Source organism: Kangiella koreensis DSM 16069, from assembly GCF_000024085.1.
In the GTDB taxonomy this organism is placed as follows: Bacteria; Pseudomonadota; Gammaproteobacteria; order Enterobacterales; family Kangiellaceae; genus Kangiella; species Kangiella koreensis.
Genome location: NC_013166.1, coordinates 2,597,315 through 2,610,496, shown reverse-complemented (window position 1 = coordinate 2,610,496; position 13,182 = coordinate 2,597,315). Strand labels below are relative to the sequence as shown.

The following is a 13,182-nucleotide window of genomic DNA, read 5'->3' as shown; positions in this document are numbered from 1 at the left end:
ATTACACTGCCACTGGTGCTTTGATATGCGGATGGCTCTCGTAACCGACAATTTCAAAATCTTCAAACTGATAATCGAACAATGAATCCGGCTTACGTTTTATCTTAAGCGCTGGCAGCGATAGTGGTTCACGTGACAACTGCTCGTTAGCCTGTTCGAAGTGGTTACTGTAAAGATGGGTATCGCCACCGGTCCAGATAAACTCGCCGACTTCCAGACCCGCTTGTTGTGCGATCATGTGTGTAAGCAATGCATAAGAAGCGATGTTGAAAGGCACACCCAGGAAAATATCAGCACTGCGCTGATAAAGTTGGCAGGACAGCTTGCCGTTAGCCACATAAAACTGGAACAGTGAATGACAAGGTGGCAAGGCCATCTCATCTGCAACTCCAGGGTTATAGGCAACAACCATCAAGCGACGGCTGTCAGGATTGGTTTTAATTTGATTTAGAACGCTGCTGATCTGATCAATGGTGGTGCCATCCGGTTTTTTCCAGGAACGCCATTGCTCACCATAAACTGGCCCCAAGTCACCATTCTCATCGGCCCAATCATCCCAAATCGAAACGCCATTATCTTTTAGATATTTTATGTTGGTATCGCCATTTAAGAACCACAACAATTCATAAATGATCGAACGCAGGTGTAATTTCTTGGTGGTAACTAACGGAAAACCGTCCTGCAAATTAAAACGCATCTGATAGCCAAATACGCTACGCGTTCCAGTGCCAGTTCTATCACCCTTGTCTTCGCCATTGTTTATTACATGACGCATCATATCGAGATACTGTTTCATAGTGACTACCGTTCTACCCTGTCATCTTGTCAATTACTAACAAATTAATTAAGCCTGTTTCTTTGGTTTGCTATATGCCATTACCATTAAGATTAAGCCACCAATAATCATTGGTGCGCTGAGCACTTGCCCCATGGTGAGCCAGGAAATAATTTCACCCAGATGGGCATCCGGCTCGCGGAAAAATTCTATTGCGAAACGCGCCGTTCCATAGCCTAGCAGGAATAAACCGGACACCGCCATACGTGGGCGTGGCTTGGCTGAATAGAACCACACAATAATAAATAATACTAAACCTTCAAATAGCGCTTCGTATAATTGAGATGGGTGGCGCAATAAACCAAGTTGGTCGCTGGGGAAGCGCATGGCAAGGAAGAAGTCGGCACTTGCTTCGCGCCCCCACAACTCACCATTGATAAAGTTGCCAATACGGCCAAACATTAAACCAAGCGGTACCAGAGGAATAATGAAGTCGGTTACTTCAAAGAAAGATTTTTTGCTTTTGCGAGCGAAATACCAGGCACCACCGGCAACTCCAAGCATACCACCGTGGAAAGACATGCCGCCTTCCCAGATTTTGAATAGATACCAGAAATCTTGTTTCCACCACTCGAGACCATAAAACAGCACATAGCCGATGCGACCACCAATAATGACACCGATAAAGGCATAGAATAGAAAGTCAGCAACCTGATCTTTAGTCCAGCCAGAATTGGGGCGAGTGGCGCGATAGTTACCTAGCATCCAGGCCGTAATAAAGCCCAACAAATACATCAGACCATACCAACGCAGCGCAATAGGGCCTATTTCAAAAATAATCGGGTCAATAGTCGGTAAGTTCATTTATCTCTCTAACAATTTGTTTTATAAGTATTCTGTAATAATTTTGATGCCAACGATGATTAACAATAAGGCAAAAAATCGTTTAATAACCTTGGTTGGCAAGCGGTGCGCCAGGTAGGCGCCAAAAGGCGCGGTCACGATGGAGCCGACGGCAATCGCAATCATAGCAGGCAGATAAACATAGCCCAAGTGATAATCAGGCAATCCTTGCACATTCCAGCCCAATAAAATATAGCCCACCGCAGCCATCACCGCCAAGGGTAAACCGCAAGCCGCTGCGGTACCAATCGACAACACCAGTTTTTCTTTATGAAACAGCAGGTAGGGAACTACCAGACTGCCACCACCAATGCCGACTAATGATGACAAAGCGCCCATGACTACGGCGCTGGGCGTGGCTTGCTGCCAATGCAGGCGTTCACCTTTAGCCACAGGTAATTTATCGATCATCATGCGCAGGCCCATCAATATCGAGAAAAAGCCAAAAATCCAGGCCAGCCACTCGGTATTCATCAGCTTAGCTAAATAGGAGCCCAACAAGGAGCCAACCATGATGCCTGGCACTAACAATTTCAATAATCGAATGGAAACCGAGCCACGACGATAGTGCGCTAAGGCGGACGAGACAGCGATAAAGCAGATGGTAGCCATCGAAGTGGCTAACGCCATATGCATAATGTGCTGATCCGGCACGTCAATTTGCGGTAACAGCCAGACCATGGCTGGCACAATCACCAAACCACCACCAATACCGAATAAACCGGCAAGAATGCCATTCAAAAGGCCTAGCGCCAGCAAGAGCAGTAAAAAGTAAGGTTCAATTGGCATGCAAGCGATCAGTTAGTGGTTGGATTTCTTTGCAAGGCATTATGACGAATGGCGGGGGGATAGGCAAAGAGTTGTGAGTTACCAAGGGATTGTAAAATAGATTGAAATTGATTGATTTTTGTACAGCTGTGGGTATGCTAATTGGTACTTAGGGGCTGATTTAGCACCTACCGCTTGTGCTTGTCTGGGGATGGACTTAACTACTAATAAGGAGTTTTACCATGTACAAGCACTCTCTCATAAAGATAGCGATCATCGCGCTGTTTTGCTTATTCCTTAATCCATTAACCGTGTTTGCAGCGGAAGAAAAGCCTCCTGCGCTGGTTAGCATGTGGACAATGGAGGTTAAACCGGGCTCGGAAAAAGATTTCGAAGCTGCCTTCAAATCGCACATTAAAGCGCGTCAAAAAGCTGGCGATACACGAAGCTGGCAAGTCTATACGCCTCACACAGGATCTCATTTTAATCGATATATTATTAGGTACTGTTGTTTTAAATGGGCCGATCAAGATGCCTATGATAAGTGGGCGGATGATTCAAAAGTGATGTCTGACTGGGAAAAGGGTGCGGGAAAGTACGTTGAGCACTACTCCCATCACTACAGTTGGGTGGATATGGAAAATAGTCATTGGAAAGAAGGTGAAAGCTACCAGTTTGTGGGGGTTCGTTCCTATCATTTGATACCAGGCGGAAATGCTAGTGATTCAGTTAAGGAAATCAGCAAGCTGGCAAAGGATATCAAGTGGGATCGGAGTTGGGGCTGGACTTATAATATTACTGGCGCAAACGAGCTCCAATTGGCTTTCCCTTTTAAAAACTTTGCAGATATGCAACCACCTGAGCCTAGCTTTGGTGATCTTGCCGAAAAACACTTAGGTTCCGAAGAGAAAGTTGATGAGATATTTGATCGGTTCAGTAAAGTCTACACAAAGACTAAATATAACATCTATCGTCATCACCCAGAACTTTCCATACCGGCAAAAAAATAAAGTGGAGATTCAAAAAAAGAGCGGAGTTTCCGCTCTTTTTTTATGCTGATTTCAACAGCTCCTTGGCGTGCTGTCGAATCGTTTCGGTGATTTCAACGCCGCCAATCATGCGGGCAATTTCTTCGATGCGTTGAACTTCGGTGATTTCCAGCAGTTGTGTCTGAGTCGCTTTCTTGTCTTGTGATTTGCTGACCTGCAGGTGGTGGTGGCCTTGGGCGGCGACCTGGGCCTGGTGGGTTACACACAAGATCTGTGCTTTGCTACCAAGCTCGGCTAATAATTTACCGACAATTTCGGCGGTTCCGCCGCCAATGCCAACATCGACTTCATCAAATATCAAAGTAGGTAATTGGGTGGTCTGAGCGTTGATGACTTGTAGCGCTAAACTGATACGCGACAGCTCGCCACCGGATGCGATTTTGCGCAATGGCATCGGTTTTTGACCGGGATTGGTGCTGACCATGAATTCTGCAGTTTCCAGACCGGTACTTTTATGGGCACTGGCATCCTGCTGATTAAAGGCCACTTCAAAAACACCATTACCTAGACCAAGCTGTTGCATCAACTTAACCACTTCCTGATTGAGTTTTTTGGCTGCCGCTTGGCGTTTAGTGCTCAGGGTTTTGGCCAGTTCAAGATACTGTTTTTCAAGTTTTGCCAGTTCTTTTTCAAGGTCATCAAAGGTTTGTTCGTCTCCTTCCAGGTTTTCCAGCTCCTGTTGCAACTCTTGCAAGGTTTGCGGCAGCTCTTCCATGCTGACCTGATGCTTGCGCGCCAAGTCATGTAACAGTGAAATTTGCTGATCCAGTTCATGATAGGCCTGTGGGTCGATATCAAGACCTTCCAGATAATCGCGCAGTTCATGACTGGCTTCGTCAATTTCTACCAAAGCGGATTGTAATAAGTCATGAGTATTCTTTAAGCCTTCATCGACTGCCAGCATGTCACTGATGGTATGAACAATGCGACCCAGGTTGGAGGAAATGGTATCTTCATCTTCGCTCAGAGCAGCGAGACTCTGTTGACCTTTTTCCAGCAGGCGACTGGCATTGGCCGCGCGCTTATGTTCTTGCTCAATATCGTTGGCTTTATCAATCGGCGCCTGTTCTAGTTCCTGTAACTGAAAGCTGATCAGATCCTTGCGGTCATTTTTATCTTTTAAGGCGCTTTGAAAGGCTTTGAGCTTGGAAGAAATGGAGCCGATTTTCGCGGCCACTTTGCTAAGCTCCGCGCTTTGCTCGGTCAGTCCCGCATAACGGTCCAGCAACTGCAAATGCACTTGCGGTTTGAACAGCGATTGATGCTCATGTTGGCCGTGAATATCGACCAGAAAATCACCCAGTTCGGAAACTTGCGCCAAGTTCACTGGCTGGCCATTAACAAAAGCTTTAGAGCGGCCATCGTGGTTAATCACGCGACGCAAAATACAATGGTCGTCATCATCCAGCATCTGTTCGTCTAACCAGTCTTTGACGTGCGGCAATTGCTTGATATCAAAATAGGCGCTGATTTCCGCTCGCTTGGCGCCATTGCGGACCACATTACTATCGGCACGCTCGCCCAGCGCATAAGACAAGGCGTCGACCATAATCGATTTACCAGCGCCGGTTTCACCGGTAATAACAGTCATGCCGGATTTCAGGTCGAGATCCAGTTGATCGATAATCGCGAAATCTTTGATGTGAATACTGGTTAGCATAAGTGGTTATAGGTTCTTAGTGGTTTGGACTGGAGGCCAGCTTAGAGCTTTGAGCCCCAGCCTAATTTGGTTCTTAATAAGCGGAAGTAATCATAATCTTTTGGGTGTAATAACCACAAGTCCTGTTTGCGTTTCCGGACACAGATTTTTTCGCCGGGTTGCACCGGGAAACGGACCTGGCCATCGCAACTTAAGCGCGCTTCGTTGGGATTGCTGTTGCTGAACACAATATCCACCTTGCTGTCGGCATCAATGGCGATGGGGCGGCTGGATAAGGTGTGTGGGAACATCGGCACTAGAGTGATGGCGTTAATGGATGGCGAAAGAATAGGGCCGCCAGCGGATAGCGAATAGGCGGTCGATCCGGTCGGTGTTGAAATAATCAGACCATCGCCGCGGGCGCTGTAAACAAATGAGTTGTCGATATAGACCTCGAACTCAATCATGCGCGAAATCTCACCGGGATAAAGCACAATGTCATTCAGCGCATCGCTCGAGCGGTCATCGCCATCGATATTGGCTTCCAGCAAAAAGCGTCGCTCTTCGGTGAAGTCTCCGGCCAGAATTTCGCTGACTTTTTCAGTCACCTGTTGCGGCTGAATATCCGTTAAGAAGCCTAAGTAACCGCGATTGACGCCCAGCAGGGGCTTATTGTATTGAGCCATCAGGCGTGAGGCATAGAGCATGCTGCCATCACCGCCAACCACAATGATCAGATCGCACTCTTCGCCTAGCGTTTGCCAGTCGCACTGCACTGTATCAGGGATATCGAGATCTTTTGCAACCGCCTCTTCGACCAACACGGAATAGTTTTCCTGTTGCAGGAAGGTAAATAAGGTGACAATGGTCTCGCCAACTTCGTGGTGTTTGGGCTTGCCCATGATGCCAACAGTTGCAAAATTCAGGTGTGACGGCATGATTAGTGGTTAACTACTTGTAATTGTCATATTGAACCACATTTAAGAATATATAGAGCAAATAGGCAAGTCGTCTGCCATAATTTGTGGTTTTATCGAATCGCGGGCTAGATTGACGCCAAATTGTTAAGATGAACTATGACCAAATTTGACCAACGCGCACAAACTCTGATGAAAGCCCTGGTGGAATCCTACATTGCCACCGGCCAGCCTGTGGGCTCGAAAAAGCTATTGGAGCAAACGGGGCTGACAGTCAGCCCGGCGACGGTGCGTAATGTGATGCAGGATCTGGAAGCGATGGGTTTGTTGACCGCACCGCATACGTCCGCTGGACGAATTCCAACCGCGCAAGGCGTTAGGGTGTTCGTCGATCAATTGCTGACGATCTCTAATGTTGAAGAAGTCTATTTGCAGCAGTTGCAGCAGCAATTGGGACGCGCCTCGGAAACCGGCGAAATGCTGGCCAGCGTCAGCCGAATGCTTTCTAACATGACCAATATGGCGGGTCTGATTCGAGTGCCCAGTCGTGACGTGACGCGCGTTAAGCACGTTGAGTTTTTGCCCTTATCGCAAAACAAGATTCTGGTGATTCTTATTTTAGATGATGGCGAAGTGCAAAACCGGGTTATTCAACTGGACTCAGAAGTCTCACGCGATGAGCTGCAGCAGGCGTCCAATTATGTGAACCATCATTTTGCTGGCAAAGAGCTGAATGCGGTGCGCCAAGAGTTGTTGCAGGAATTGAAAAGTGACCGTGCGCAGATGGATGCAATGATGGCCTCCATGATGGAAGTGGCCGAGAAAGGTTTTTCCAAAGACGATAATGATGATGAGGTGCAGGTCACGGGCCGTTCGCAACTGTTGAACTATGGTGGTGACATATCGGATCTGAAATCGGTGTTTGATGCCTTTGCCGAAAAAACACAAATGCTGACCTTGCTCGATAAATGCCTGAGTGCCGATGGCGTACAACTGTTTATTGGCGAAGAGTCCGGTTATGAAGGCTTCTCCCAATGCAGCGTAGTCGGTGCGCCTTATTCCATCGACGGCAAAGCGGTGGGCGTATTGGCAGTTGTTGGGCCGACGCGTATGGCCTACGATAAAGTGATTCCAATGGTTGATATTACCGCCAAATTAATCAGCTCAGCCTTGAAAAAGGATAGCTAAACCCTAATATATCGGCCAGTTTACCAATTTAATGAATGCAGATCGGAGAGAGTGCTAATGTCTGAAAAAGACAATAAAAATCAATCGGTTGAAGACAAGATTGAAGAAATCAAAAATGCGGTTGAACAAGAGGCCGCAGAAACAGAACAGAATGATGCTGAGCAATCTGAGGTGGATCCAGGCCAGGTATTTGAAGATATGACTGAAGAAGACCGTAAATTTGCAGAGCTTGAAGCTGAGCTGGAAGCCGCGCGTCAGGAAGCTGCCGAGAATAAAGACTTAGCCCTTCGCACCAAAGCCGAAGCCGAAAACATTCGCCGTCGCTCTGAGAATGATGTGGTAAGCGCACGCAAATACGCGATTGAGAAATTTGCCGTTGAACTGCTGGCCGTGGTTGACAGTATCGAACAAGGTCTGCAACTAAAAGCAGAAAGCGAAGAAAGCAAAGCGATTCAGGATGGTATGGAATTAACCCTGAAAATGACATTGTCCACTCTTGAGAAGTTTGGCGTTGAACAACTCAATCCGCTAGAAGAAGTATTCGATCCGCAACTGCACGAAGCCATGACCATGGTGCAAAGCCCGGAGCATGAATCCAATACCGTGATCGACGTCTTCCAGAAAGGCTACACCTTGAATGGACGCTTGATTCGTCCAGCGCGAGTTGTTGTCGCTCAGTAGTTGACTAACTTTCTGGTCAGATTTAGCTACTGAAATAGACACTAAGGTTAGTTGATTGTTTACTATAATACCTCCCCAACGGTTCAAGCAGATCTCTTGGAAAAATGGCAAAGGAATGACCACTGAATTAGCAATTAGTGACGGTGGAGATGTAAACGACTTTGACTGGCGATTGAGCATTGCGGGAGTGACTGAAGATGGCGCTTTTTCAAACTTTACAGGTATACAACGCTATCTATTTTTACTTACCGGAAATGGCATCAAACTTACCCATCAGCCCAGCTCTAAGACTGATAATACTGAAAGGGTAAGCTCTCACCGTTTGTTAGCCCCCTTAGATTTAGCCACTTTCGATGGTGGCTTGACAACTAACGCTACTTTAACTGATGGTCCTATCACTGACTTTAACCTGATGGTGAAGCAGGGTGCTTTTGAAGTTAAGATAAAGGTGATTGCGGATAATGGTTCGATAGAAGGCTTTCCACTAGCGGATATTAATTTTGTCTATTCGGTTAATGGCGATTGCCAAGTGAGTGGTTCTCAACAAGAAATCGCTACAGAAAACATACTGTTAGAGTCAGGTAGTTTACTAAAAATAGAACCGAAGATATCCCTCTCAACCAAGCCATTAATTGATGTTGATGGCAAACGAGCCATTGTGGTTGCATTGAAAAAAGTTTGCACCAATCCCGCAGAGGAGTAAACATCGGCCCTTCAAGCAGGGCGCACCTGTAAAGCACCGCGACTTGGGAGTTAATGAAGTCCGAGTACATAAACCTAAGGATGGAAGTGTGATGATTAAATTTGAGTGTCCATCTTGCTCAGCAAGATTAAAGTTCAATGGGATTGTCAATGAATTTGAGTGCCAGAGCTGTGGTTCTAAGCTAACCTCAAACAGGGGACTGGTTCAACTTCAGGCTTATATTGTATTTTATCTCACTTTACCCATTTCTTATGTTCTAGCTGAAAATATTCTGCAATACGTTAATGTATTGAGATACTCTACCTTGGGTTGGCTACTACCCTTATTAGTGCAGTTATATGCTATACATACATTCTTTTAAGATTGAAAGTGACTCTTCGAGGATAAGAAGGTTGCCCCAAGTAAGAATTAACTCTGTGAGCAGCGGGAAGAACAAAGAAGAATAAAATGTACTCTGACCCCATTAATTCCTGGGAAGTAATATGAAAAAAATATTTATGAGCCTTGTTATTGCTAGTCTATTGGCATTGTTATCGCTGATGATAGGGAGTATTTGGTTTAATCTGTCTATGTCACACGATGTTTGGGCTCCAGGTAATTACATTGCCACTTGGTTCGGACTTGATGGTGAAGCTAGTTATGATGCACTTTGGTGGGAGCAAACCTTTATTGTGCTAGTTATATTACTTATCGCTTTACCATTTTCGTTAAGTAAACTTCTTAAAAAAGAATCAAAGGTGTCTTTTATTCTGATTTCATCAACATTAGCGCTGTTTCTTGATAGCTTGATATTATATGACATCGTATCAAACTATTAGTCTTTGGGATTTAGAGTAAGCGTGAATTAATGGGATCAGAGTGAGAAGCCTATTAATGTAACTTTTGAAATCTTTAATGGCTATGAAGAGGAAAATTGTGGCTGCCCATAATAGTTCAAAAATAATCGGCTCTATCCTTGCACTAGGGCTTTTTGGTATTAGTTCCTTTAAAGTAATTTCTGCTTTGATTACATTAGAGATTACAACTCGTAGGGGGCGTCGTATTTTATACGAAAACAGTCCCATTGAATTCTTTATGACGTCGGGAATTTATCTCTTTTTAATTATAATTAGTATAATACTTTTAGTTATGCTTAATAAGAAATAATTAAAAAACAAGAATTAATGCAGAAAATTAATAGGAATTAATGGGGTCAGAGTAAAGTATGGAATATGCTCACGGAAAGGTTTTGAAAATAGGTGATTTTGTAGAGTGGTCAGATGGTGTTCGCGGCACTGTTGTTTGTAACATTTCTGGCTCAATATATTCAGATATGTATAAGCAAAAAGATTGGGAATATTTGAAGACAGGAATATTAGTTGACTCCGAAGAATCCGGATTAATTCATTATGTTGAATTAAAAGAAGTTAAACTATTAAGGCCCAGAAGTGAGTGATTGAAGTTTAAGCGCAAGACGCGTCTTGATGCACCTTGTTCTTATATCCAATTGATTTCATTTCCCAATAAGCTAAAAATAGAGGATAGCAATGCGATCAATAGGGATAGATAAAATAATAAATAATACAGTGGTTGATTTTGAGTTTGATGGGGAAAGTATTTATTTTGGCTTTAAAGGCGGTATTGGATTAGCTATACATAATGAAAGGCAAACACAGCCCTCAAATATAAACGATTTCAAAGATACTATATTAGGTAAGTATTTATTAGAAGTAAACGAAAGCGATAAATCCATAGAGTTTTTATTTGATGATAAAATATCAATAAAAGTTTTTTTAGATGATGAATCTTATAATGGACCAGAAGCTTTAGTGCTTGAAATACCAGGCGAGCCAATAATTGTATGGAATTAATTCACTGCCGAAGGTGCATTCATGTCAATCATTAAAATAATCTTAAAGCTGTTGAATTAATGGGGTCAGAGTCTGACGGCTCCCCATAAACTATTAATCCGTAACCCAACAAGGGTCAATTGAAACTGAAGGCGGACCTCTGGCTCGCTTTTTTTGTGCCCACTCAATATGTCATTGACAGTATCTGTTGCGGTGGGTAGAAATAGGGTTATCGTTATTAAAGGGTTGTCTATCATGATGTCATTCGTTCGCTTTATTTTACTGCTTGCCATTTGCTTTTGTGGTGTCGCTGTTGCTGCCGATCCGGTACCACCTCCAAGTTGCTCGAGCAAGGAGCATCGGCAATTTGATTTCTGGATTGGGGAGTGGGAGGTGTTCAACCCTGAAGGTCAGAAGGTGGGCGAAAATACGATCACTCAGGTGCTGGATGGCTGTGCTTTGCATGAGAACTGGCACAGTGAAGGCGCATTCCGTGGCAATAGTTACAACATTTATGATGCTTCTCGTGGGGTATGGCACCAGAGCTGGGTAGACAATACTGGAACCTTGTTAAGGCTTGAAGGTGGTTTTAAGGATGGCGCTATGGAGCTGACTGGGGAAACCCAGAGTGACAAGGGTAAGCTTTTGAATCGTATCCGTTGGACACAGGAGGAAGAGCATGTACGCCAGGTCTGGCAGGTGTCGCAGGATGGGGGTGAGCAATGGAAGACGATATTTGATGGCCTATATAAACAGAAGCAACAAAAACCACAGAGTGAATAAACGGGAGTTATATTAATATTTCCCAATTTTCCTAAACCCTAATACAATACTCCGCTTATTTATTCATCACATTTTATTGAGAGAGAATCCTATGGGACGCGCTTTCCAGAACCGCAAAGAGTCTATGGCCAAAACCTCGGATCAAAATGCCCGGGTTTACAGTAAATACAGCCGCGAAATCTATGTTTGCGCCAAGCAGGGCGGAGCAGAGCCCGAAAGTAATTTGGCGTTACGCAGCTTGATGGAGCGCGCCAAGCGCGATCAGGTGCCAGCGCACGTTATCCAGAAAGCTCTGGATAAGGCGCAAGGCGGTGCCGGCGAAGACTTTGCAGTTGCTCGATACGAAGGTTATGCACCGGGTAATGTGATGGTGATTGTTGAATGCCTGACCGACAATCCAAATCGTACTTTTGGTGAGGTACGCCAGTGTTTTGTTAAAACCAAATCGAAGATTGGCAACGAAGGCAGCGTCATGCATATGTTCGATCACAGTGCGATTTTCGTCTTTAAAAGCGATGATGAAGAAGGTGCTCTTGAGGCCTTAATGATGGCGGATGTAGACGTCACCGACATTGAGCATGAAGACGGCAAAATTACGGTCTTCGCTCCTCAAACCGACTACTTCAAAGCCAGCCAGGCTCTGCAAGAGCATTTTGGAGACATCGAATTCGAAGTAGACGAAATTCAATTTGTACCAAAAGTTATGACCCCGATTTCAGGCGAAGATCTGGAAATGTTCGAGAAATTTTTAGAAATGGCTAACGACCAGGATGATGTGCAGAACGTTTATCACAGCGCAGAATATTAGCTCCCGTTTTAGCCATTGTTATATCAAACCTCTTTAAGTGTTGGAGCCTTAAAGAGGTTTTTTTATCCCCGTTATGACCTCGCTAATTGGTAGAGGTTCCCGTCTAAAAAAGTTCGCTTTAAAATCGTGACAAAGTATACAGAGCAAACATTTTTTACAATAAAAATATCTTTATAATCAATCGGTTATCCTGAGTTTTGTTGTGGTTGAGTTGGCATGCATTGTGACAATTGGTAGCCATAAACGTAGTGCCTCTTTTCACATAAAAATAACAAATCAATAAACTTGGGCTTACAAATAATTGAGTGTGAACTGAATCGTGTTTCTTGAATTTTCTGCGTGCTAAAACATAACTCCACTTGTGACAAAAGGAGAAACATTATGAAGAAGTCAATTGTGGTTCTAAGTGTGATTTTTGGTCTGGCAACTGGTGCTGCGTATGCAGGTGATGCAGATGTTTTGAAACAGCAAGATGTGCGTGCATGTGAAGCACAAACACAGCAAAAGGCCAATCAGAAAGGACAGCAAGCTGAAAAGTCATGTGAGTGCGAAATCGACAATACTGACTATGAAGCGCTGGCCGAAGCTAAGAAAAAAGGTGACTTAGCGAAAATCCAGAAAATTAAGCAGGAAGCAAAAGAAGCTTGTACTGAATAATTAAGGAAAACTCTTATCCCCCACTCATATACTTTTAAAATGTAAAAGGTGATTATCATGAAAAAGAAACTATTAGCACTAAGTGCAGTTATTGGTCTTGTTATAGCTGGTACATCTTACGCAAATGAAGCTGACAGTAAAAAGCAGCAAGATCTACAAACCTGTGAGGCAAAAGCTAAGCAGTTACCTGAAGAAGTTCGTGAGAAGCAGCAAAAAACTTGCGAGTGTATCGTCGACAATACTGACTATGAAGCGATAGTCGAAGCTGAGAGCAATGGCGATGCAGCAAAAGTTCAGGAAGTTAAGACTAAGGCGCGTCAAGCTTGTCGCGGTAGCTAATAAAGAAACCTTAGATTCATGCTTAGCATGAGCCTCTCCTAGCTAGAGGTTTCTTTAAAAGTCTAAAAAGCTGGCCTTCGGGCCGGCTTTTTTTATCATTCCCAGTCGCAATCCCTCTCCACACTTGAAATTTGGATCCTAAA

At 44.3% G+C, this 13,182-nt stretch carries 16 protein-coding genes; 11 read left to right on the top strand and 5 right to left on the bottom strand.

What is annotated here, in order from left to right:
* Position 1 precedes the first annotated feature (1 nt).
* The 3 genes from thyA to KKOR_RS12110 are packed head-to-tail and all read right to left on the bottom strand — an operon-like array spanning position 2 to position 2,467.
* Entirely contained in the window at positions 2-796 is a 795-nt protein-coding gene (gene thyA, locus KKOR_RS12120) for a thymidylate synthase (RefSeq protein ID WP_015781428.1), read from the bottom strand.
* A gap of 48 nt (positions 797-844) precedes the next feature.
* Positions 845-1,639 carry a prolipoprotein diacylglyceryl transferase gene (gene lgt / locus KKOR_RS12115; RefSeq protein WP_015781427.1) on the bottom strand — a complete coding sequence of 265 codons (795 nt, stop codon included), beginning with the start codon at positions 1,637-1,639 and terminating at the stop codon, positions 845-847.
* A 21-nt stretch (positions 1,640-1,660) separates the two neighbouring features.
* On the bottom strand, positions 1,661-2,467 hold the full coding sequence (locus KKOR_RS12110) for a sulfite exporter TauE/SafE family protein (RefSeq protein WP_015781426.1): 807 nt from the start codon (positions 2,465-2,467) through the stop codon (positions 1,661-1,663).
* A gap of 221 nt (positions 2,468-2,688) precedes the next feature.
* On the opposite strand from KKOR_RS12110, the gene KKOR_RS12105 reads away from it, so the two are divergent.
* On the top strand, positions 2,689-3,456 hold the full coding sequence (locus KKOR_RS12105) for a hypothetical protein (protein ID WP_015781425.1): 768 nt from the start codon (positions 2,689-2,691) through the stop codon (positions 3,454-3,456).
* A 40-nt stretch (positions 3,457-3,496) separates the two neighbouring features.
* On the opposite strand, the gene recN is transcribed toward KKOR_RS12105, so the two are convergent.
* Together recN and nadK are read right to left on the bottom strand one after the other, a co-directional pair.
* Positions 3,497-5,155, bottom strand: coding sequence for a DNA repair protein RecN (gene recN / locus KKOR_RS12100; RefSeq protein WP_015781424.1), 1,659 nt, complete (start codon positions 5,153-5,155; stop codon positions 3,497-3,499).
* 41 nt (positions 5,156-5,196) lie between these two features.
* Positions 5,197-6,072 (bottom strand): NAD(+) kinase, encoded by an 876-nt coding sequence (gene nadK, locus KKOR_RS12095; RefSeq protein WP_015781423.1) that lies wholly within the window; start codon positions 6,070-6,072, stop codon positions 5,197-5,199.
* 138 nt (positions 6,073-6,210) lie between these two features.
* Between nadK and hrcA the strand changes: the two genes are divergently transcribed.
* The 10 genes from hrcA (at position 6,211) to KKOR_RS12040 (ending at position 13,039) form a co-directional block, all read left to right on the top strand.
* Complete coding sequence (gene hrcA / locus KKOR_RS12090; protein WP_015781422.1) at positions 6,211-7,239, top strand: heat-inducible transcriptional repressor HrcA; 1,029 nt, start codon at positions 6,211-6,213, stop codon at positions 7,237-7,239.
* A gap of 57 nt (positions 7,240-7,296) precedes the next feature.
* Entirely contained in the window at positions 7,297-7,920 is a 624-nt protein-coding gene (gene grpE, locus KKOR_RS12085; RefSeq protein WP_015781421.1) for a nucleotide exchange factor GrpE, read from the top strand.
* 55 nt (positions 7,921-7,975) lie between these two features.
* Complete coding sequence (locus tag KKOR_RS12080) at positions 7,976-8,623, top strand: HutD/Ves family protein (RefSeq protein WP_015781420.1); 648 nt, start codon at positions 7,976-7,978, stop codon at positions 8,621-8,623.
* Positions 8,624-9,105: 482 nt separating this feature from the next.
* Positions 9,106-9,441 carry a hypothetical protein gene (locus tag KKOR_RS12075; RefSeq protein ID WP_015781418.1) on the top strand — a complete coding sequence of 112 codons (336 nt, stop codon included), beginning with the start codon at positions 9,106-9,108 and terminating at the stop codon, positions 9,439-9,441.
* Between the two features lie 386 nt (positions 9,442-9,827).
* Positions 9,828-10,058, top strand: a complete 231-nt coding sequence (locus tag KKOR_RS12065; RefSeq protein ID WP_015781416.1) for a hypothetical protein — start codon at positions 9,828-9,830, stop codon at positions 10,056-10,058.
* Positions 10,059-10,149: 91 nt separating this feature from the next.
* Positions 10,150-10,473, top strand: a complete 324-nt coding sequence (locus tag KKOR_RS12060; RefSeq protein ID WP_015781415.1) for a hypothetical protein — start codon at positions 10,150-10,152, stop codon at positions 10,471-10,473.
* A 234-nt stretch (positions 10,474-10,707) separates the two neighbouring features.
* Entirely contained in the window at positions 10,708-11,235 is a 528-nt protein-coding gene (locus KKOR_RS12055; RefSeq protein ID WP_015781414.1) for a hypothetical protein, read from the top strand.
* Between the two features lie 91 nt (positions 11,236-11,326).
* A complete protein-coding gene (locus KKOR_RS12050; protein WP_015781413.1) occupies positions 11,327-12,043 on the top strand; it encodes a YebC/PmpR family DNA-binding transcriptional regulator in 717 nt (238 codons plus the stop codon).
* Positions 12,044-12,424: 381 nt separating this feature from the next.
* Complete coding sequence (locus tag KKOR_RS12045; RefSeq protein WP_015781412.1) at positions 12,425-12,700, top strand: hypothetical protein; 276 nt, start codon at positions 12,425-12,427, stop codon at positions 12,698-12,700.
* Between the two features lie 57 nt (positions 12,701-12,757).
* Positions 12,758-13,039, top strand: coding sequence for a hypothetical protein (locus KKOR_RS12040; protein WP_015781411.1), 282 nt, complete (start codon positions 12,758-12,760; stop codon positions 13,037-13,039).
* Positions 13,040-13,182: the final 143 nt, after the last annotated feature.